Source organism: Streptococcus sp. k-402 (assembly GCF_013277515.1).
Taxonomy (GTDB): domain Bacteria; phylum Bacillota; class Bacilli; order Lactobacillales; family Streptococcaceae; genus Streptococcus.
The window spans coordinates 316,583-337,231 of the sequence record NZ_VMNB01000003.1; the positions used below are offsets into that span (position 1 = coordinate 316,583).

The window sequence follows — 20,649 nt, forward strand, 5'->3', positions numbered from 1 at the left end:
CTGACGAAGTCAGCTCAAAGCACTGCTTTGAGGTTGTAGATAAGACTGACGAAGTCAGTAACATATACCTACGGCAAGGCGAAGTTGACGTAGTTTGAAGAGATTTTCGAAGAGTATAAAAGAAAGAAGCTGGCAAAGGAGACGGGGATGGAACAAACATTTTTTATAATTAAACCAGACGGTGTAAAAAGAGGGCTAGTGGGTGAAGTGCTGAAACGCATCGAACAACGTGGATTTACAATCGAAAAATTGGAGTTGCGTTCACAGGTTTCAGAAGAGTTGATTGATCAGCACTATCAGGACTTGGTTGGTCAAAGTTTTTACCCACCGATTCGTGAATTTATGACTTCAGGACCGGTTCTTGTAGGTATCATTTCTGGTCCCAAAGTAATTGAAACTTGGCGGACCATGATGGGTGCTACTCGTCCAGAAGAAGCTTTACCAGGAACTATTCGAGGTGATTTTGCAAAAGCTGCCGGAGAAAACCAAGCTATTCAAAATGTTGTGCATGGTTCAGATTCAGAAGAGTCAGCTAAGCGAGAAATTGCTCTTTGGTTTTAAGAGTGGATTGGCTCAATCAATTGGTTAAAAGCTCATTTGAATAGAAAGTATAGTCAATTAGTTTAAGACATGACGCATAATATCAAATTTTTTAGTTTTTGATATGGTGTGTTTTTTTTGATTATGTGACTATTAGTCCGTCTCGCTTCGTTAGGTGCGAGACAAAAAAACACCCACTATGTGGGTGCGCGTCGAAAGTTATACCAAAAAAAACTCCAAACGCGATACAATAAAAGTGTTCAAGCCAATTGTAAAGCGAAAGGAGAAAAATATGGCACAAAAGATTCTTTTGTCCTGCTCTTGTTTCAATTGACTATATTTCTATACTTTTTCTTCCTTTCTCTGTGAAAATCGCAAGCTTTTCCCACCTTTTCTCAATACTGAAACAACATCTTTCTAGAACTTCAATAATTTCTTTTTGTGTTAAATCATTATTTAACTAAATCTTTGGAGGCAATACGTTTTCAAATCTACTTTTTACCATAGATTTTGAGCTTTCAACACAGATTACTAAGCCAAAAATGCTCTAAATTTTTGAAATTCTAATAAATCCCACTCAACTTCATCATCATCTTTGACTTTCACAATATCTCCTTCAAAATAACATGGAATAAAGATAGTTTTCTTTTGAAACGGTTGTAGGAGGAAAATCTCTCCTACACTATTATTGATTCATGATAATATTTCAGTAACTCATCGTGCAATTAAAAACAAGGATTTTTATTTCAGACGATCCATCGTGAACACTTCATCAGCCATCTCCCAAATTGCCGGATTATGTGTTGCGATAATGATTAGCCTATTATCATCTCGAAGAGATAGCAAAATCTCCATAATCAACTGAGAGGTTGCTGGGTCTATTGAAGCTGTTGGCTCATCTGCCAGAATAAAGGGTGGATTCTTTAAGATAATTTTTGCCAAGGCAACCCGTTGCGATTCTCCGCCCGATAACTCAAAGATGCGCTTATCTAGGTCAAGATAAGCCAGGCCGACCTGTTCTAAAGCCTGCTTCTGCCTCAACCGCTGTTCCGACCGACTCAACTTTTGACCAATGAGACCTAGCTTAAGGTTTTCTTCAATACTTTGGTTTTCAATTAAGCCAAAGTTCTGGAAGAGGTAGCCCAATTCGTGACGGAAAAAATCACTCGATTTATAATTGGCCAAGTCTTTACCTCGGTAAAAAATCGTCCCATCATAAGATTCTAATTTTCCAATCATGTTCATCAAGGTTGTTTTTCCGCTACCACTTGAACCAATTAAGGCATAGACTTTTCCAGCCTCAAATGTCATTGAAAGATTCGAAAATAACTCTCGTTCTCCAAAAGATTTACTCACCTGTTTAAGTTCAATCATATTAACCTCCCTTCAAAACAAGCATGGACATCTTGTTTTCTTTCTGCATTTGGATATGTAACTGTAAAAGAGATAGACCAGTAAAGAGTAACAAGACTAAGAAAGCAACTACTATCTCTACCTGAAGAAATACACTCGCAACAAATCCCAGTAAAAACACACCCAGTTGAGCAAAGAGATAAGTGCGATGGATTTCTAAGAACCTGAGACCTGCAATGCGTTTGATAAAAATGGCACGTCTAAATTCTTCAAAGTAGAGCCTATTCATAGTGTTAAACAACAAGATTGAAGTTACAATCCCAAGCACAGCTCCTGCTAGCATTACCCAACGTTCCCTCTGGATATTATCCAATAATGTGATGTAGTTGTGGTAACCTGTTTGCATTTCTGAGACCCAATTTTCAATGCCTTGTCTCTGGATAAGCTCCTGGGCATCAGACAATTGATTAAAGAGAACGTAGTTCTGTACTGCGTCTACCCAAAAGAAAATGGACTGTGGACCAGTTGATTGGGGTGTTATAACAATGATGATTGGATCTTTCAAAAACTGCTGGTAAGAAATAGGGGTCGTATTATACACAAAACGATCCTGACCTGATTCTAAATAACCTACCGTAGCAGTCATTTGTTGTCGTTCATCTTGACTAGACATGCGACTGGTTAAGTCGTCTTCAAAAACAGATTTATAATGTTCTTCCTCTGAACGGAGGTGTTCAGGCAGCAATAAGACAAACTCCCCTACATCAAGGTGATTCATCTTTTGCTCAATAGTTGTATCTACAGGAATGTTTTGACGCTCCAAGTATTGCGGTGTGACGATAAGGACATTGCCATTCGGGCTGTAATCGTGCCATTCTGTAGAGGTTGTCAAGTTTTTGGAGGAAGCCATGCCATTTTGCAAAGAACGGTCAATTAACTGGTGTCTAGATAAGAAAGCCTTTTTTTCTGAAACAGCCAGATCCATCAATTGATACCAAGTTCTGAGTTTCCTTTGAGCTTGTTCATCAAAACCAGGACTCGTTCCTTCACGGCTGAATGATAGGGTAATCAGTTGTCTTTCCTGGCTCCAAGCCTCTTGTCCAATCCGATGCTGTTGCCAGGCTTGGGTATACTTTAAGCTACTCCCTATTCCCAGCGTTACAATAATAATCGCTAATAGTTGACCGATTAAAATCAAACTAATGATTCCTCTGACAGGCACTTGCCCTTTTATAATCTGCATCAGGTGTATCTTTTTTATCCCAACTGCGAAGAGTTGAGCGAAAAACAGGGAGATCGACAACAAGATGAGATTATAACAGAGCAAGCCTTCTCCTATGGTCATTAGGGATTGCGTTGGAAGCGACAGAATTTTTTGCATAAGAATGGCGAGTACGCCAGCTAAACTGAAACCAACAGCTATCCCTTTCAAATCCTCACCAACTGGTCTAAGGAAAATGGACCACCGTTTCTCTCCTGAAATGAGGCGAATGCCCGACGACCGTAATTGGCTAATTTGACTAATTAAAGTCAGTGCTCCAAAGGTTAAGATGAAAATCAATAGACTGATTAACTGAAATCCGTTACTAAAGATAGCCATTAACGTAGATAGTTTGGATGGAATTATCAGGTGCATGTTAGTCAAGCCAAGTTGACTTAGCTCCTCCCTTAGCAAGTGAATATCTAGGTTTCCATCGAATACAAAATAGTTTGTTTCAACACTACTACTTTGAGCATCTTCTAGTTTTTTTTCCTGTAGCCCATCAGGCAACTTTCCGTTCCCAAAGGTCGTATAAGAAAACACTGGAGTACCTTCTGAGTTAGGATCTTGGTGTTGAATCGCAATAAAGCTATCTGTTTCTTCTGCTAGTTTTTCCAAGCGTGTAGCAACATGCTGAAAAGTTGTTTCAGGGGAAGAATCATGTACAACAACGTTGGGGTAATAATGGGAGACATATGTATCAGTCCAAATGGTAAATACCCAAACAAAGAACAAACTAGCAAGCAGGTTGGATATGAGTATAAATAATTTTTTCATAGTGCATTCCTTATTCTAAAACAGAGGGCAGAAATACCTCTGCCCTCTATAAACTAAACAAGCTTACTAAACTATTGATAAAAGAATCTTCTTCAATTATTCTTTACCATCCCGCATCAAATGTAACTTGCTCCCCAAAATTTGTATTAACAAACGCATAGGCCGCACTATGTGCTCCTGCATAAACTGTTTTTTGATTGTCACGTCCATTACTTCCAACATAGGCCCAGTGATACTGTGAACCATGATAATAATTCGAAAATGCTCCCCAATTATTTGGATCATGATGGCCTCCATAGGTCCACTCGCCACCACGGTGAGAAACTGCCAAAACAGGAAGAGCTAAACTAAATGCCAAAACGGCAAGGGATGATGCAACTACTTTTCTAAATTTTAACATATTATTACTCCTCTGAATGAAATATTATGAAAATGAGCGAAATGCAACTACATATTTTAATTAGAAATCTCAGTCTGAATTATAGTATCCTATTTTTTCCTCCTTTCTAACTGCACGTTCCTTTCTACAGACAGAGACCTAATTTTATAAACCAATCTTAAATACTTTAGATTTTGTAACTCATAATTTTCAACAGTTGGTTAGCTATGAAAGCATTTTATCAAACATCTCCATTCTTATATCTATCTGGTATTGTTACAAGCTCTCATCAGAATACCTTTCTCTAAATAGTTGAATTTTAAAGTAATACGAAATCAATCAGCCTTCCCAACATCAAGACCATTGGACTTCTTTTGTGATTGCACTCGAATCTCCAATTGTCTATTCTTCTGAATAAACTGTTGGTAAGGAATTGTGTTACTAAACATAAAAACACCTAGTAATACTAATATAGATAATTTTTGAATTCCACGATTTTTCTTCATTCGTGAAACCCTTTTCTTTTTCCTTGTTTTCATTTTAACATATATATATTATTCGGTCAAGCATTTTTATGTAATTTTTGACTTTTTTTAGTTTATTACCATAAAGAATTATTTATTCTTTTAACTTGCTATTTTGAACTAAAAATTTTATAACGAAATTAAGCAAATAGGAAGGTTTATTATCTTTAATGAATACACTCGCAGAGAAATTCAGATTGAAAAGAAAAGAGTTGAGACTCTCCCAACAAACTCTTGCAGAAGGAATTTGTGAACAAAGCCAGATTAGTAAAATTGAGAGAGGGCATTTCATTCCCTCCGCAGACCTTTTGTTCAAACTCTCACAACGACTCGAAGTGCCATTAGATTATTTTTTTAATGAACAAATTGAAATTAAATCTAACCTCTCTAATTTCAAGCAATTATCTGCTCGACTATTAGATGACAGAAATTATGACGATTTGGAATATATTTATAGAATAGAGATTGAACGAAGCACTTTTCTAACACTAGAAGACCGAACTTACCTTGAATGGATTAAAGCTATTATTGACTTCTATCAATATGACAGTAAGTGTGAGGCTATTTCTTCATTGGAAAATATATTATTAAAAGTCTCCTCAAATACTCTGATTTATTTAAAGGCATTGAATACTCTATCTAATTTCTATTCCTTAGTGGGTCGTGAACAAGAATATGAGGCAAACTACTCTCATTTGATGGAGTTATATCAGACAAAAAATTTTGAGCATCAAGAGTTTTTATTTGGCTACATCAGAGTTCGTTACAACTACGCTCACTACCTAGTGTCAAAGGAAAAATATAACGAAGCCATCCAAGAAGCTCTTGAGACGATTGAACTCTGTAAACAAAGACAGACAAGCTACCAACTGGCTCCTCTACTTATTCTTGTAGGAAATGCTGGGGCCAAATTTCTAGACAAAGAACAAGTCAAAAATTATTATATAGAAGCAAGAGAGTTATGTAAGATTTATAACAATCCTTTAATGTTGATGAAGATAGAAAATTATTTGAAGGAATTAGATACTGTTTAGTTAATCTTGACATTATAGTTTTTCTGAAACGTTAAATAACCTGTAAGGCTGATAGTGAAATGAATACTATCAGCCTTATTTCAAATTTATATTATTCCAAAATCTCTTCAAACCACGTCAGTTCTATCTGCAACCTCAAAACAGTGTTTTGAGCAACCTGTGGCTAGCATCCTAGTTTGCTCTTTGATTTTCATTGAGTATTAGTCTCTCATGTTTGTTTAGCGTCTTAAAAAGACATTTGAGAAGATTAGAAACAGTTCTCTCTTTTCTCCTAGTATAATGATTGGTAGGAAGGGAGAGAAAAGATGAAATCAATGAGAATCTTATTTTTGTTAGCTTTAATTCAAATCAGTTTGAGTAGCTGTTTCCTATGGAAGGAATGCATCTTGTCCTTTAAACAAAGTACAGCTTTTTTCATCGGAAGTATGATCTTCGTTTCAGGAATCTGTGCTGGAGTAAATTATCTTTATACTCGTAAGCAAGAAGTCCATAGTGTCCTAGCTAGTAAGAAGTCAGTGAAGCTTTTTTACAGTATCTTGCTCTTAATTAATTTATTAGGAGCTGTCCTTGCTTTGTCAGACAACTTGTTCATCAAAAATACGCTGCAGCAAGAATTAGTTGACTTTTTATTGCCATCCTTTTTCTTTCTATTTGGGCTAGATTTGCTGATTTTTTTACCCTTGAAAAAATACATGCGCGATTTGCTTGCTATGCTAGACAGAAAAAAGACAGTGTTGGTGACTATTTTAGCAACACTTCTCTTCTTAAGAAATCCAATGACCATTGTATCACTTCTGATGTATATTGGACTGGGTTTGTTTTTTGCAGCCTATCTTGTCCCAAATTCTGTTAAGAAGGAAGTCTCCTTTTATGGTCATATTTTCCGAGATCTTGTATTGGTCATTGCTACGCTCATTTTCTTTTAGAGAAAGCCTGTTTTTATGGATGTTATGATGGTAAGTTTAGTAGGAAAATAGACACAAAAGAAAAGTTTTTGGTATAATAAGAGTATGTACACAAAAAATGAAGAAGAGCTACAATCCTTAGGGGAGCGTTTGGGTCATCTATTAGCAAAGAATGATGTTTTAATCTTAACTGGAGAACTGGGAGCAGGTAAAACGACCTTTACTAAAGGACTTGCGAAAGGATTGCAGATTTCTCAAATGATTAAAAGTCCCACCTATACTATCGTAAGAGAGTATGAAGGCAGACTGCCACTTTATCACCTAGATGTTTATCGTATAGAGGGGGATGCTGATTCTATCGACTTGGATGAATTTCTCTTTGGTGGAGGCGTGACTGTTATTGAGTGGGGAAATCTCTTAGGAGATGCCTTGCCAGATACTTATTTAGAATTGGAAATTCTAAAAGAAGAAGACGGTCGCCGTTTAAATTTTCAGGCAAAGGGTTTGCGTGCAGAAAAACTCTTAGAGGAGCTTCAACATGGAGTATGAATTGCTCATTAGGGAAGCAGAGCCCAAAGATGCAGCTGAATTAGTGGCTTTTTTAAATCGTGTGAGTTTGGAGACAGATTTTACCAGCCTAGACAGAGATGGTATTCTCTTGACCAGTGAGGAGATGGAAATATTCCTCAACAAGCAAGCTAGTTCGGACAATCAGATAACCTTACTTGCATTTTTAAATGATAAAATTGCAGGTATTGTAAATATTACAGCTGACCAGCGCAAGAGAGTCCGTCACATTGGAGATCTCTTCATTGTGATTGGAAAAAGATATTGGAATAATGGATTGGGAAGTTTGTTGCTAGAAGAAGCGATAGAGTGGGCACAAGCAAGCGGCATCCTGCGTCGTCTCCAGCTGACTGTCCAAACTCGTAATCAAGCTGCGGTTCATCTTTATCAAAAGCATGGCTTTATAATTGAAGGTCGCCAAGAGCGTGGGGCATATATAGAAGAAGGGAAATTTATCGATGTTTACTTGATGGGTAAACTGATCGATTAGTAGAAATATGGTTAAAAAAATTATTGGAATGGTGCTGGCTTTACTTTCTGTAACTGTAGTAGGAGCAGGTATTTTTGCTTATACTATTTATCAACAAGGGACAGAAACCTTAGCTAAAACCTATAAAAAAATCGGCGAAGAAACCAAGGTTATTGAAGCGACTGAACCTCTAACCATTCTGTTAATGGGGGTTGATACCGGAAATGCTGAACGAACTGAAACTTGGGTCGGTAGAAGTGATAGCATGATCTTGATGACAGTGAATCCTAAAACGAAAAAAACAACGATGATGAGTTTAGAGCGGGATATTCTGACCCGCATTGAATCAGGGAATGGTCAGGCTCATGAAGCGAAACTGAATTCAGCATATGCAGATGGTGGAGCAGAGCTTGCTATAGAAACCATTCAAAAAATGATGAATATCCATATTGATCGCTATGTGATGGTCAATATGAAAGGGTTACAAAAACTAGTGGATGCAGTAGGTGGTATTACAGTCAATAATACCCTAGGTTTCCCAATTTCTATCAGTGACCAAGAAGAATTTAATACCATTTCTATCGGTGTTGGGGAGCAACATATTGGGGGAGAAGAAGCCCTAGTCTATGCACGAATGCGTTACCAAGATCCTGAGGGAGATTATGGTCGTCAAAAACGTCAACGTGAAGTTATTCAAAAAGTCATGGAAAAAGCTCTCAGTTTAAATAGCGTTGGTCATTATCAAGAGATTCTAAAAGCTTTGAGTGACAATATGCAGACCAATATTGATTTGTCTGCAAAAAGTATCCCTAACTTGCTAGGCTATAAAGATTCATTTAAAACCATTGAAACTCAGCAGTTGCAGGGTGAAGGAGAGATGCTTCAAGGTGTTTCTTACCAGGTTGTTTCGAGAGCCCATATGTTGGAAATGCAAAATCTACTCCGACGTTCTTTGGGACAAGAAGAAGTTACCCAGGTCGAAACCAATGCGGTCTTATTTGAAGATTTGTTTGGACGGGTGCCTGTTGGTGATGGAGATAATCAAGAACAAGGTGTCTTTGTAACAAATGAAGTAGAATAGTTCATTTGTTGATAAAAATAAAAAATCAATCGTAGGAAAATTCCTGCGATTTTTTCAAAAAAATACGAATAGATAGGTAGGAGGAAACATGAAAGCAGAAATCATTGCTGTTGGAACAGAGATTTTGACAGGACAGATTGTCAACACCAATGCTCAGTTTTTGTCGGAAAAACTAGCTGAGATTGGAGTAGACGTATATTTTCAGACGGCTGTAGGAGACAATGAAGCTCGTCTCTTGTCTTTACTTGAGAGTGCCAGTCAACGTAGCAGTCTGGTGATTTTGACAGGCGGTTTGGGGCCAACTGAGGACGATTTGACCAAACAAACTCTAGCTAAATTTTTAGGGAAAGAATTAGTCTTCGATCCTCAGGCTCAGGAGAAGTTGGATGTCTTTTTTGCCCAGAGACCAGACTATGCCCGAACACCGAATAATGAAAGACAAGCTCAAATTGTAGAAGGAGCGACTCCACTGTCCAACGAAACAGGATTGGCTGTGGGAGGAATATTGGAAGTCGATGGAGTAATCTACGTTGTCCTTCCAGGTCCACCAAGTGAATTGAAACCCATGGTCTTAAACCACCTTCTACCCAAGTTGATGACAGGGAGCAAGTTGTATTCCCGAGTTCTTCGTTTCTTTGGGATTGGCGAGAGCCAGTTGGTTACGATTTTGGCTGATTTAATTGATAATCAGACCGATCCGACCTTGGCACCTTATGCCAAGACAGGAGAGGTAACCTTGCGTCTGTCAACAAAGGCTAGCAGTCAAGAAGAGGCGAATCAAGCGTTGGATGTTTTGGAAAATAAAATCTTGAACTGTCAGACTTTCGAAAGCCTTTCTTTACGAGACCTTTGTTATGGTTATGGGGAAGAGTCCAGCTTGGCCAGTATTGTGGTAGAAGAACTGAAAAAACAAGGGAAAACCATCACGGCTGCAGAGAGTTTAACGGCAGGGCTTTTCCAAGCCAATGTAGCGGATTTTTCAGGTGCTTCCAGTATATTTAAGGGTGGTTTTGTGACCTATAGCTTGGAGGAAAAATCAAAGATGTTGGATATTCCTGTCAAGGATTTGGAAGAACAGGGTGTGGTGTCTGAATTTACAGCTCAGAAGATGGCTGAGCAGGCACGAAGCAAGACACAGTCAGATTTTGGCATTAGTTTGACTGGAGTAGCAGGACCAGATAGCCTCGAAGGACACCCAGCTGGGACAGTTTACATAGGATTGGCACAGGAGCAAGGAACTGAGGTCATTAAGGTGAATATTGGAGGCAGAAGTCGAGCAGATGTACGTCACATTGCTGTTATGCATGCCTTTAACCTAGTTCGCAAGGCTTTATTAAGTGACTAACTTTTGATATAATAGTAGACAGGTCTGAGGATCATTAGAATGCAGGAGAATAGAATGGCGAAAAAACCAAAAAAATTAGAAGAAATTTCAAAAAAATTTGGGGCAGAACGTGAAAAAGCCTTGAATGACGCTCTTAAACTGATTGAGAAAGACTTTGGTAAGGGTTCAATCATGCGTTTGGGTGAACGTGCGGAGCAAAAGGTGCAAGTGATGAGCTCAGGTTCCTTGGCTCTTGACATTGCCCTTGGTTCAGGTGGTTATCCTAAGGGACGTATCATCGAAATCTATGGGCCAGAGTCATCTGGTAAGACAACGGTTGCCCTTCATGCAGTTGCGCAAGCGCAAAAAGAAGGTGGGATTGCAGCCTTTATCGATGCGGAGCATGCCCTTGACCCAGCTTATGCTGCGGCCCTTGGTGTTAACATTGACGAATTGCTCTTGTCACAACCAGACTCAGGAGAGCAAGGTCTTGAAATTGCAGGAAAATTGATTGACTCAGGTGCTGTAGATCTTGTCGTGGTCGACTCAGTTGCTGCCCTTGTACCTCGTGCGGAGATTGATGGAGATATCGGTGATAGCCACGTTGGTTTGCAGGCCCGTATGATGAGTCAGGCCATGCGTAAACTTGGTGCTTCTATCAATAAAACCAAAACAATTGCTATCTTTATCAACCAATTGCGTGAAAAAGTTGGGGTCATGTTTGGAAATCCAGAAACAACACCTGGCGGACGTGCTTTGAAATTCTATGCTTCAGTCCGCTTAGATGTTCGTGGTAACACACAAATTAAGGGAACTGGTGACCAAAAAGAAACCAATGTCGGTAAAGAAACTAAGATTAAGGTTGTAAAAAATAAGGTAGCTCCACCGTTTAAGGAAACCGTAGTTGAAATTATGTACGGAGAAGGAATTTCTAAGACTGGTGAACTCTTGAAGATTGCAAGCGACTTGGATATTATCAAAAAAGCAGGAGCTTGGTATTCTTACAAGGATGAAAAAATCGGTCAGGGTTCTGAGAATTCTAAGAAATATTTGGCAGAGCACCCAGAAATCTTTGATGAAATTGATAAGCAAGTCCGTTCTAAATTTGGCTTGATTGATGGAGAAGAAGCTTCAGAACAAGATACTGAAAACAAAAAAGATGAAGCAGTTCAAGCAGATTCTGTGAATGAAGAAGTGACACTTGACCTAGGCGATGAACTTGAAATCGAAATTGAAGAATAAGCTGTTAAAGTAGTGGAGAAATCCGCTACTTTTTCGATTTTTGATTCAAGATTTCAGATTGACTATAGTTTACTGTTTCTTGTGGCTCCACTAGAAAGCTGATGTAATAGCCTTATGAATAAAAAACGAACAGTGGACCTGATACATGGTCCGATTCTTCCTTCTCTCTTGAGTTTTGCCTTCCCAATCTTGCTGTCTAATATCTTTCAGCAACTCTATAACACTGCTGATGTCTTGATTGTTGGACGTTTTCTTGGACAAGACTCCTTGGCAGCGGTAGGGGCGACGACAGCGATTTTTGACCTGATTGTAGGTTTTACTCTTAGTGTTGGCAATGGGATGGGGATTGTCATTGCCCGTTATTATGGGGCTCGAAATTTCACTAAAATAAAGGAAGCAGTAGCAGCCACCTGGATTTTAGGAGCTCTGTTGAGTATTGTAGTGATGCTACTGGGCTTTCTTGGTCTATATCCTCTTTTACAATACCTAGATACCCCTGTAGAAATCCTTCCCCAATCCTATCAATATATTTCTATGATTGTGACCTGTGTTGGTGTCAGCTTTGCTTATAATCTCTTTGCAGGTTTGTTGCGGTCTATTGGGGACAGTCTAGCTGCGCTTGGTTTTCTGATTTTCTCTGCTCTGGTTAATGTGGTTCTGGATCTCTATTTTATTACGCAATTGCATCTGGGAGTTCAATCCGCGGGACTTGCTACCATTATTTCGCAAGGTTTATCAGCGGTTCTCTGCTTTTATTATATTCGTAAAAGTGTGCCAGAACTCTTGCCACAGTTTAAACATTTCAAATGGGACAAAAGCTTGTACGCGGATCTCTTGGAGCAAGGTTTGGCTATGGGCTTGATGAGTTCAATTGTATCTATCGGCAGTGTGATTTTACAGTTTTCTGTTAATACATTTGGTGCAGTGATTATTAGTGCCCAGACGGCAGCTCGACGCATTATGACCTTTGCCCTTCTTCCTATGACTGCTATTTCTGCCTCGATGACGACCTTTGCTTCTCAGAATCTAGGAGCTAAGCGACCTGACCGCATTGTTCAAGGTCTTCGAATCGGCAGTCGTTTAAGTATGTCCTGGGCAGTTTTGGTTTGTATCTTCCTCTTTTTTGCCAGTCCAGCCTTGGTTTCCTTCTTGGCTAGTTCGACGGATAGCTACCTGGTAGAAAATGGTAGTCTCTATCTGCAAATTAGCTCAGCCTTTTATCCAATTTTGAGCCTCTTGTTGATTTATCGCAATTGCTTGCAGGGCTTGGGGCAAAAGATCCTTCCTCTAGTTTCTAGTTTTATTGAACTAATCGGGAAAATCGCTTTTGTGGTCTTGATTATCCCTTGGGCAGGCTATAAGGGAGTTATCCTTTGCGAACCCCTAATCTGGGTTGCCATGACAGTTCAACTGTACTTTTCGCTTTTCCGTCATCCTTTAATAAAAGAAGGCAAGGCCATCTTGGCAACAAAAGTGTCATCATAGCTCGATTTGCTGAATAAAATCTCTTTCCTCTAGTGAAAATCGAAAAAACTTGTGTTCTATTCTTTAGTTTGGTCTTGAAAACAGTTTAACAGACTTTTGATTTCTTTTATATGATATAATAAAGTATAGTATTTATGAAAAGGACATATAGAGACTGTAAAAATATACTTTTGAAAAGCTTTTTAGTTTGGGGTGTTGTTGTAGATAGAATGCAGACCTTATCAGTCCTATTTACAATGTCAAAATAGTGCGTTTTGAAGTTCTATCTACAAGCCTAATCGTGACTAAGATTGTCTTCTTTGTAAGGTAGAAATAAAGGAGTTTCTGGTTCTGGATTGTAAAAAATAAGTTGTTTTAATTGATAAGGAGTAGAATATGGAAATTGATGTGAGTAAATTAAGAACAGATTTGCCTCAAGTCGGCGTGCAACCATATAGGCAAGTCCATGCCCATTCCACAGGCAACCGCAACTCAACGGTTCAAAATGAGGCTGACTACCATTACAGAAAAGATCCTGAATTGGGCTTCTTTTCTCACGTAGTCGGTAATGGTCGTGTTATGCAGGTAGGCCCTGTTGATAATGGTGCCTGGGACGTTGGGGGCGGTTGGAATGCAGAAGGTTATGCACAAGTTGAACTGATTGAAAGCCATGAATCAAAAGAAGAGTTTCTGATTGACTATCGTCTCTATATCGAACTCTTGCGCAATCTAGCGGATGAAGCTGGTATACCGAAAACACTTGATACAGACGACTTGGCAGGTATCAAGACACACGAATACTGCACCAATAACCAACCTGACAACAACTCAGATCACATTGACCCCTATCCTTATCTTGCCAAATGGGGTATTAGCCGTGAGCAATTCAAGCAGGATATTGAAAACGGCTTGACGATTGAAGCAGGATGGCAACAGAACGATACTGGCACCTGGTATGTACACTCAGACGGTTCTTATCCAAAAGATAAGTTTGAGAAAATCAATGGTACCTGGTATTACTTTGACGGTTCAGGCTATATGCTTGCAGACCGCTGGAAGAAGCACATAGACGGCAACTGGTACTGGTTTGATCAGTCAGGCGAAATGGCGACAGGCTGGAAGAAAATCGCTGAGAAGTGGTACTATTTCGACGCAGAAGGAGCCATGAAAACAGGCTGGATCAAATACAAGGAGACTTGGTACTATCTTGATAGTCAAAATGGGGACATGGTTTCCAATGCCTTTGTCAAATCAAATGATGGCTGGTATTACCTTAAAGAAGATGGTACGATAGCAGAAAAACCAGAATTTACAGTCGAGCCTGAAGGCTTGATAACAGTAAAATAATAATGGAATGTCTTTCAAATCAGAACAGCGCATATTATTAGGTCTTGAAAAAGCTTAATAGTATGCGTTTTCTTGTGGAGATATTTCCTTCAATTTTTGCTACTATATTAAATAAAAATCAAACTATAAAGTTATTCTCAAATAAAGTCTAATACTCTTTGAAAATCTCATCAACCAGGTCAGCTTCCATCTGCAACAGTGTTTTGAGCTGACTTCGTCAGTCTTATCTACAACCTCAAAACAGTGTTTTTAGCAGCCTGCGGCTAGTTTCCTAGTTTGCTCTTTGATTTTCATTGAGTATAAATTTGACAATGTAAACCGAGTCGGATAGCTTTAAATACTGTTTTGAGGTTGAAGATACGATTTTTGATAGGAACTCATCAAATAGGTTTACTATCATCAATTTTGGATTTTTAAGCAGCACCAATAAATTGCTTTCTTGTTTTGTCATAATTTTTTTATTTTAAAAATTGACTTTATGACAAGGGTGTGCTATTCTTTTTATGAGAGGTGTATGAATATGATAAATGTATGTGATGTTGGAAAAAGAATAAAAGAACTTAGAATATCTTCAAATCTTACTCAAGATAAGATTGCTGAATATTTGTCTTTGAATCAAAGCATGATTGCCAAAATGGAAAAAGGTGAAAGGAATATCACGTCGGATGTTATTGAGAAACTATCTGCCCTGTTTTGCTGTACGGTTGAATATCTTTTGTTTGGCGAACAAGCTGAACAACAGTGTGTCATATCGTTTAGAAAAAATAAAATAGTAGACCAAGATCTTAAAGTTTTAGCGAAAATCAATAAAATTGTATTGAATCAATTTGAGATAGATCAGCTATTGGAGACAAAATAAATGATTGATAAAATGGATTTAAGTAATAAAGCTTCAAATCTTAGAAAAAAGTTGGGAGCTGATGGTGAAGCGCCGATAGATATTTTTAAATTGGTACAAAAGATAGAAAATTTGACGCTGGTATTTTATGGACTCGGAAAGAATATTAGCGGAGTCTGTTATAAAGGAACTCAGTCCAGTCTCATTGTAATCAATTCAGACATGTCATTAGGAAGACAAAGATTTTCTTTAGCACATGAACTGTATCATCTTTATTATGATGAGGTGAAGAATAGTTCAGTCAGTCTTATCTTGATTGGTGAAGGAGATGAAACTGAAAGAAAAGCGGATCAGTTTGCTTCTTATTTTTTAATTTCCCCATCTTCACTGTATAGGATGGTTGAGGAAATCAGAGAAAATGCCAATAGAACTCATCTTGAAGTAGAAGATATTATAAAATTGGGTCAGTTTTATGGTATCAGTCATAAAGCTATGTTATATAGATTGCGGAATGATGGATACCTTGATGCAGAAGAAATTAAAAATATGGATATTAGTGTTATAGAGACAGCTTCAAGATTAGGCTATGATACAAGTTTATATCGTCCTTTGTCAGAAAGTAAAAAGGAAATGGTATTAGGACACTATATTAAATCGACTGAACAACTTTTAGAAAATAACAGAATTTCGCAAGGGAAGTATGAGGAACTGCTACTAGATGCTTTCAGATATGATATTGTATATGGGCTAGATGAAGAGGGGGAGTTGTCGTTTGACTAGTCGTGTATTTATTGATACAGATTGTATTTCAGCATTTTTATGGGTTGGCACTGAACATCTTTTAGAAAAGCTCTATTCGGGTAAAATTGTTATTCCACAAGAGGTGTATGATGAAATCAATATACCTACAATTCCCCATTTAAAATCTAGGATAGACCAGTTAGTAGCTAAGGGTTCGGCTGAGATTGTGAGCATAGACATTGGAACTGAAGAATACGCATTATATAGAGATTTAACAAGAAATCATGATAGTAACAAGGTTATTGGTAAGGGAGAAGCGGCTTCTATTTCCTTAGCGAAAAAGCATAACGGGATATTAGGAAGTAATAACCTAAGAGATGTTGAACCATATGTAGAAAAATTTTCTTTAGAACATATGACAACAGGAGATATACTGGTTGAAGCCTTTAAGGCGCAATTTATTACTGAACAAGAGGGGAATCATATCTGGAATAATATGCTTAAAAAGAGAAGGAAAATTGGTGCAAATTCATTTTCAGACTATCTTCGTGGAAGTGTTCATCAAAATAGACAAAAATAAATTTGGATAAATCGAACTCACTATTCAGGAGGCATATGAGCACTTCGAAGAAGAAAAGTGTCAAATTGAGCCTATAAGAGTAGAAATGACCTACATAGGGGATGAGAGAAAAGTTGTCCTTGAAGTTTCCCTGAACTATCAGTCGCATGTCAAACGATATGTAGGGTGATATGAGAGGGGATAGCGAGTAGTTTTTGGTTATTTTATCAAAAAACTTGTATTTTATCATACTGAATGATAAAATACAAGAAAAATAGTAGAATAAAGGAAAGCTTTTCTAAAATGTGTATCTCCCCACAGGATTCGTTCTTGTGGGATTTTTTCGTTAAAGAAAGCGATAAATATTGACTTTTTTAAAGAAAGATGTCATAATTAAGTTGGAAAAAACGTAAAAGTATCACTTTTCTCGTTATCCCGACTCCCAAAACGTCGTTAAACCGCTCGGCAATCCATGGAGACATGGACACATAGTAGTAAGCACGCTATGTGGCTTGGCAGAGCTAAAAACTGTTCCCTTGCGATAAGCCTAATAAGCACAACATAGGGAGTTAGAGAAGCCGACTCTAATCATCCACTTTGGGCAGTAGTGAGAACTGCCCCGTGCTTTTTTTATTTTGAGAAAATATGGAGTTTGTCGTTGAAATTACTTGATTGTATTTTAGATTATCAAGAGAAATTCGATGGAAAAACATGTCAAGTATCAACGAATTATAAGCATTTAGAGACTTTCGAAGTAGATTTTTGCTTGACTGATTTACATCACTTATTTGGCTTGCACAAAATCACACGAGATTATGCTAGTCAAACAATACCTGCTATTCAAGCTGGTGTTTTTATTTTGGAAGAATATAAAAATAATCCCATGTACAACGATATTATAGAAAGGATATCTTTGTATAGTTTTATCGGTGATATCTTCTATTCTAAGATAACAAGTTGTTGTATCCTAGCCAAAGATTTATCTAAAAACACTATGAAGTTGGACGTCATATTTTTTGAAGATAGAAACAAAAGATCCGCAATTTTAGGTTTACGAAGAGATAAAAGTGGAGTGTTTAAACCGGTTACTCTACATTTTACAAGCGCTAAGAAATATGCTAAAGTTCGTAAAACAGATGTGAAAGAAATTAAATGGTTATAAAAAAAACTTTTCGCAGGCTTCGGCTTGCGTTTTTTTTGTTTGATAAAATTAAAAAAATGTGCAAAAATAAGTAGAATTGAAAACAGGAAAAAACACCTCCTTTCGATTCGCCAAGCCTCTTCGCAAGGCAATGAGGGGGCGGAGAGACGCGCTCGTCAACAGAAGTATCTCATTGGAAATGTTGCTCACTTTTTTAGTGAGCTTTTTATTTAAGGAATAGGAATGAAAAATAAGAAGTTAAAATTATACTCAATGAAAATCTCTTCAAACCACATCAGCGTCGCCTTGCAGTCTGTATCTTACTGACCAAGCTATGATGATGGACTTAGAATAGGTGGTTTGGAGTGTCCTAGCGGCTAGGAAATGCTGATCATAGTTCTTTGCTGAGGCTAGGGTGTTTCAACATTCAACACTCAACTGGTTGATCTAATTGATAGGAAGGAAATTACTATAAAATACTCAGACTTCTATCATATATTTTGAAATGTTTGTGTAATCAAAATGTAATAATATTGTAACATTGGCGCAGAGGATGTTTAGCATATATAAATGTAGTATAACTCTTGTATATTTGTTAAAAAATGGGTTGTATCAAAAGGCTTTACACATCTATGCATATATATATATATAATGTCGCTTTTTTCTTGCATTTCCTAACTCTATACTATCAGCGAGGGGGTTGATTTGTATGTCAGAAGTGTTAGTATAGAGTTGATATATTATCGTCTGTCGGCTTTTTGCGCGCTTTCTAAGCTTGGGGAAGCTCTCAGACGAGGAAAGGATTCACTTATGTTCAAGAAAAAGAATGATGGTAATGGAGAGAAAATTTTCCGTTATTCCATTCGTAAATACCATTTTGGGGCTGCTAGTGTTGCGGTTGCGGCTCTGATGTTTTTTGCAAATGGGGTGCAAGCGCAGGCACCTGCGGTATCTTCGGCAACAGCCAGTGATGTAGTTGCTGGATCTGCTGGAACACCAGATAAGGATAAGCAGGAGTCAGATGTGGAAGAGCCAGAGAAGGTCTCTGAGACTGAACCGTCGGCTGAGCTCCAGTATACAGGGGAGTCAAACTCTCCAGAGACTAAAGCCGAGGACGCTAGTAAGGGACCGGAAACAGCTAACCTTGCTCCGACCAAATCAGAGACGAAACCAGCTGCTCAAGAAACTTCTCAAGGAGGAGCAGTAAAAGAGCAAGACCAGCCCACATCTGCCACTAAAACGACAGAAGCTAAATCACTCCAAGGCAATCTGCAAACTTTGTTGGAAAAACTAACTCTTAGCTCCATGAAAGCGCTCCACAATGAAGTGGAATCGCGTCTAGCAGCAGCTAAGGCAGTTTTGGAAGATCCAAAAGCGACGCAAGCGCAGGTTGATGAGCAAGTAAGACTGATGGAAGAACTGACGAGCCGTGTCAAGGAAGCTTTGTCGCCTCAAGTTTCAACTCCTCCAGTCTTAGAAAAAGCAGGTCTGACAAATCATGGACTTGCTGCTCCAGAGGGGGCTGTTTTAACTCCAAAGACAGCTGTTACAAAAGTCCTAAAGGAGAATCATGTATCATCAACTAATGGAGAAGTCAGCACTCCATCAACTGAACTTTCAAAGCCAGAAGTTAGTGATAATCAGAATAAAGATAAATTAGAAACGCTTTCAAAAGATTTGTCTGCCTATCTGATACAGGCAAATGAAATCACACGTCCTGAGACCAAGAAACTTTTAGAAGGAGTAGAAGAAGTTGTTAAATCAATTGAAGCTAGTGTATTGCAACCTCAGCTAACACCAGCTGAAATTGAAGAACTACTCAAAAAAGGAAAACAAGCGGAGAGAAAACTTGCCTTAGCACTTACTCGTGAAAAATCAGGAAAGCGTGACCTGTTAAATGGCAAAGCAATGACACAAGGATCCTACCTGAGAGCTACACCAACGGTGCTAACTACAAAAAGGGCGTATATTGTTCGAAAAGATGATGGCTCAGAGTTGCCTGCTGAAACTTATTTGTATGCATTGAGACGGGGAGCGAACGACAGACCTCGGGAAGAAAATTTACGAGAAGTGAGAGAGGCTTTGGAGGAAGCTAAAGTTACTGTTAGAAACTTAGGTAGTGGTCGTTTTCAATGGGATTTGATTTTTAATAGTAAACAAAACAAACACCAAAATGCTTTTTATTGGTTTACTTTACCGACAGGACATACTATTACAGAGACTCTGGCAGTTACTAGAAAAGATGGGACACATACTAAGTCATCCGTTGTCGGAAGAGATTCTTTTAATGCAGAATGGGGTAAAAGTATAAAAAATACTCTGGGAGGAGGCTTTGCAACTTATGGTCCTGCTAGTGGGCGAAACGGGGATTTTAATCGTAACTTTGGTAGTATTAAGGATGTGACAAATACTGATTTTATTGCAAAAGGTGGTTCGAATCAGAGGACAGGTGCTAGTCCTACAGATACTAGGGGTTCTGAGGGGTATTATTACTTAGGACCTACTATGGGTAGATTCTATAAATGGCAGAGCGGAACAGAAGTTTCCAATGATTTTTACAACAAATCAGAGAGAATTATAGATGGATTAAAACAGCATACAAATTTATTATACCATTTCACTTTAAACACAGGGGAAGTACGAATTTCTTATATAACCCATACAGACACACCGTATGCCCCAATCTATTATGGAACGGGTATGAGAACGCTTGAGTATAATGAAGCTAAGATGTACTTCATGGCGAGAGGTTTACAAGAAAAGCCGAATGCTCCGACAGTTAACGCTAATAAAGGGACAGTAACAGTAACTCCTTATTCTGCTCAAAATCAAAACGTGGATAAGGTAGAGCTTTCTTATAAAGATAAAAATAATAATAACAAAATGGTAACCCTAATGCGTGATCCTCGAACTGGAACATGGACTAGTAGTGCGGATGGAATTGAAATCAAAGGAAATTCATTCTCATTAAAAGCAGGGGTTGCTAAGGCAGGTACAGAAGTTAGCGCCGTATCTTACTTTGGGAATAGTGATGCTAGTGATAAGAATAAAGTGACTGTACCAACCCCACAAAACATGCAATACACTCCACAAGCGAAAGATC

At 38.2% G+C, this 20,649-nt stretch carries 18 protein-coding genes and 1 pseudogene; 15 read left to right on the top strand and 4 right to left on the bottom strand.

The window, feature by feature from the left end:
* Positions 1–147: 147 nt before the first annotated feature.
* Positions 148–561, top strand: a complete 414-nt coding sequence (gene ndk, locus HT724_RS02600; protein WP_173276165.1) for a nucleoside-diphosphate kinase — start codon at positions 148–150, stop codon at positions 559–561.
* A gap of 720 nt (positions 562–1,281) precedes the next feature.
* Here the strand turns inward: ndk and HT724_RS02605 are convergent.
* From HT724_RS02605 to HT724_RS10375, 4 genes are all read right to left on the bottom strand, one after another.
* Positions 1,282–1,914, bottom strand: a complete 633-nt coding sequence (locus tag HT724_RS02605) for an ABC transporter ATP-binding protein (RefSeq protein WP_000571433.1) — start codon at positions 1,912–1,914, stop codon at positions 1,282–1,284.
* 1 nt (position 1,915) lies between these two features.
* Positions 1,916–3,931: a DUF1430 domain-containing protein gene (locus HT724_RS02610; protein WP_050243140.1), complete on the bottom strand. Its 2,016-nt coding sequence runs from the start codon at positions 3,929–3,931 to the stop codon at positions 1,916–1,918.
* A gap of 103 nt (positions 3,932–4,034) precedes the next feature.
* On the bottom strand, positions 4,035–4,331 hold the full coding sequence (locus tag HT724_RS02615) for a lactococcin 972 family bacteriocin (protein ID WP_050243139.1): 297 nt from the start codon (positions 4,329–4,331) through the stop codon (positions 4,035–4,037).
* Positions 4,332–4,645: 314 nt separating this feature from the next.
* The gene (locus HT724_RS10375; RefSeq protein ID WP_050243138.1) at positions 4,646–4,816 is read right to left on the bottom strand and encodes a PhrA family quorum-sensing system peptide; all 171 of its coding nucleotides are present in this window, start codon (positions 4,814–4,816) and stop codon (positions 4,646–4,648) included.
* A 188-nt stretch (positions 4,817–5,004) separates the two neighbouring features.
* Here HT724_RS10375 and HT724_RS02620 point away from each other — a divergent pair, with 188 nt between their 5' ends.
* The 14 genes and pseudogenes from HT724_RS02620 to HT724_RS10155 all read left to right on the top strand — a co-directional run.
* The gene (locus HT724_RS02620) at positions 5,005–5,868 is read left to right on the top strand and encodes a helix-turn-helix transcriptional regulator (RefSeq protein ID WP_050223545.1); all 864 of its coding nucleotides are present in this window, start codon (positions 5,005–5,007) and stop codon (positions 5,866–5,868) included.
* Positions 5,869–6,173: 305 nt separating this feature from the next.
* A complete protein-coding gene (locus HT724_RS02625; RefSeq protein WP_173276166.1) occupies positions 6,174–6,794 on the top strand; it encodes a hypothetical protein in 621 nt (206 codons plus the stop codon).
* A gap of 84 nt (positions 6,795–6,878) precedes the next feature.
* Positions 6,879–7,322 (top strand): tRNA (adenosine(37)-N6)-threonylcarbamoyltransferase complex ATPase subunit type 1 TsaE, encoded by a 444-nt coding sequence (gene tsaE, locus HT724_RS02630; RefSeq protein ID WP_173276167.1) that lies wholly within the window; start codon positions 6,879–6,881, stop codon positions 7,320–7,322.
* A complete protein-coding gene (locus tag HT724_RS02635) occupies positions 7,312–7,830 on the top strand; it encodes a GNAT family N-acetyltransferase (protein WP_023936471.1) in 519 nt (172 codons plus the stop codon). Before tsaE ends, HT724_RS02635 begins: the two co-directional genes overlap by 11 nt.
* Before the next feature lie 7 nt (positions 7,831–7,837).
* Complete coding sequence (locus HT724_RS02640; protein ID WP_000239275.1) at positions 7,838–8,890, top strand: LCP family protein; 1,053 nt, start codon at positions 7,838–7,840, stop codon at positions 8,888–8,890.
* An 88-nt stretch (positions 8,891–8,978) separates the two neighbouring features.
* A complete protein-coding gene (locus tag HT724_RS02645; RefSeq protein ID WP_173276168.1) occupies positions 8,979–10,235 on the top strand; it encodes a competence/damage-inducible protein A in 1,257 nt (418 codons plus the stop codon).
* 54 nt (positions 10,236–10,289) lie between these two features.
* Positions 10,290–11,456, top strand: a complete 1,167-nt coding sequence (gene recA / locus HT724_RS02650) for a recombinase RecA (protein WP_001085465.1) — start codon at positions 10,290–10,292, stop codon at positions 11,454–11,456.
* 114 nt (positions 11,457–11,570) lie between these two features.
* Positions 11,571–12,941, top strand: coding sequence for an MATE family efflux transporter (locus HT724_RS02655; RefSeq protein WP_173276169.1), 1,371 nt, complete (start codon positions 11,571–11,573; stop codon positions 12,939–12,941).
* Between the two features lie 375 nt (positions 12,942–13,316).
* Positions 13,317–14,267 carry an N-acetylmuramoyl-L-alanine amidase family protein gene (locus HT724_RS02660; protein WP_112445108.1) on the top strand — a complete coding sequence of 317 codons (951 nt, stop codon included), beginning with the start codon at positions 13,317–13,319 and terminating at the stop codon, positions 14,265–14,267.
* Between the two features lie 514 nt (positions 14,268–14,781).
* Positions 14,782–15,126, top strand: coding sequence for a helix-turn-helix transcriptional regulator (locus HT724_RS10380; RefSeq protein ID WP_001056000.1), 345 nt, complete (start codon positions 14,782–14,784; stop codon positions 15,124–15,126).
* 12 nt (positions 15,127–15,138) lie between these two features.
* Positions 15,139–15,885 carry an ImmA/IrrE family metallo-endopeptidase gene (locus tag HT724_RS02670; protein WP_345890305.1) on the top strand — a complete coding sequence of 249 codons (747 nt, stop codon included), beginning with the start codon at positions 15,139–15,141 and terminating at the stop codon, positions 15,883–15,885.
* Positions 15,878–16,300: pseudogene (locus tag HT724_RS02675) on the top strand (hypothetical protein); the annotation flags it as partial. The gene HT724_RS02670 and the pseudogene HT724_RS02675, both read left to right, overlap by 8 nt.
* A gap of 712 nt (positions 16,301–17,012) precedes the next feature.
* A complete protein-coding gene (locus tag HT724_RS02680) occupies positions 17,013–17,567 on the top strand; it encodes a PBECR4 domain-containing protein (protein ID WP_345890304.1) in 555 nt (184 codons plus the stop codon).
* Between the two features lie 789 nt (positions 17,568–18,356).
* A partial coding sequence (locus tag HT724_RS10155; RefSeq protein ID WP_240156713.1) for a YSIRK-type signal peptide-containing protein occupies positions 18,357–20,649 on the top strand: 2,293 nt, incomplete at its 3' end.

What these genes read in the sequence shown, in the direction of transcription:
- ndk (WP_173276165.1), top strand. Translation starts at nt 148, where the DNA reads ATGGAACAAACATTTTTTATAATTAAACCAGACGGTGTAAAAAGAGGG.
- HT724_RS02605 (WP_000571433.1), bottom strand. Translation starts at nt 1,914, where the DNA reads ATGATTGAACTTAAACAGGTGAGTAAATCTTTTGGAGAACGAGAGTTA.
- HT724_RS02610 (WP_050243140.1), bottom strand. Translation starts at nt 3,931, where the DNA reads ATGAAAAAATTATTTATACTCATATCCAACCTGCTTGCTAGTTTGTTC.
- HT724_RS02615 (WP_050243139.1), bottom strand. Translation starts at nt 4,331, where the DNA reads ATGTTAAAATTTAGAAAAGTAGTTGCATCATCCCTTGCCGTTTTGGCA.
- HT724_RS10375 (WP_050243138.1), bottom strand. Translation starts at nt 4,816, where the DNA reads ATGAAGAAAAATCGTGGAATTCAAAAATTATCTATATTAGTATTACTA.
- HT724_RS02620 (WP_050223545.1), top strand. Translation starts at nt 5,005, where the DNA reads ATGAATACACTCGCAGAGAAATTCAGATTGAAAAGAAAAGAGTTGAGA.
- HT724_RS02625 (WP_173276166.1), top strand. Translation starts at nt 6,174, where the DNA reads ATGAAATCAATGAGAATCTTATTTTTGTTAGCTTTAATTCAAATCAGT.
- tsaE (WP_173276167.1), top strand. Translation starts at nt 6,879, where the DNA reads ATGTACACAAAAAATGAAGAAGAGCTACAATCCTTAGGGGAGCGTTTG.
- HT724_RS02635 (WP_023936471.1), top strand. Translation starts at nt 7,312, where the DNA reads ATGGAGTATGAATTGCTCATTAGGGAAGCAGAGCCCAAAGATGCAGCT.
- HT724_RS02640 (WP_000239275.1), top strand. Translation starts at nt 7,838, where the DNA reads ATGGTTAAAAAAATTATTGGAATGGTGCTGGCTTTACTTTCTGTAACT.
- HT724_RS02645 (WP_173276168.1), top strand. Translation starts at nt 8,979, where the DNA reads ATGAAAGCAGAAATCATTGCTGTTGGAACAGAGATTTTGACAGGACAG.
- recA (WP_001085465.1), top strand. Translation starts at nt 10,290, where the DNA reads ATGGCGAAAAAACCAAAAAAATTAGAAGAAATTTCAAAAAAATTTGGG.
- HT724_RS02655 (WP_173276169.1), top strand. Translation starts at nt 11,571, where the DNA reads ATGAATAAAAAACGAACAGTGGACCTGATACATGGTCCGATTCTTCCT.
- HT724_RS02660 (WP_112445108.1), top strand. Translation starts at nt 13,317, where the DNA reads ATGGAAATTGATGTGAGTAAATTAAGAACAGATTTGCCTCAAGTCGGC.
- HT724_RS10380 (WP_001056000.1), top strand. Translation starts at nt 14,782, where the DNA reads ATGAATATGATAAATGTATGTGATGTTGGAAAAAGAATAAAAGAACTT.
- HT724_RS02670 (WP_345890305.1), top strand. Translation starts at nt 15,139, where the DNA reads ATGGATTTAAGTAATAAAGCTTCAAATCTTAGAAAAAAGTTGGGAGCT.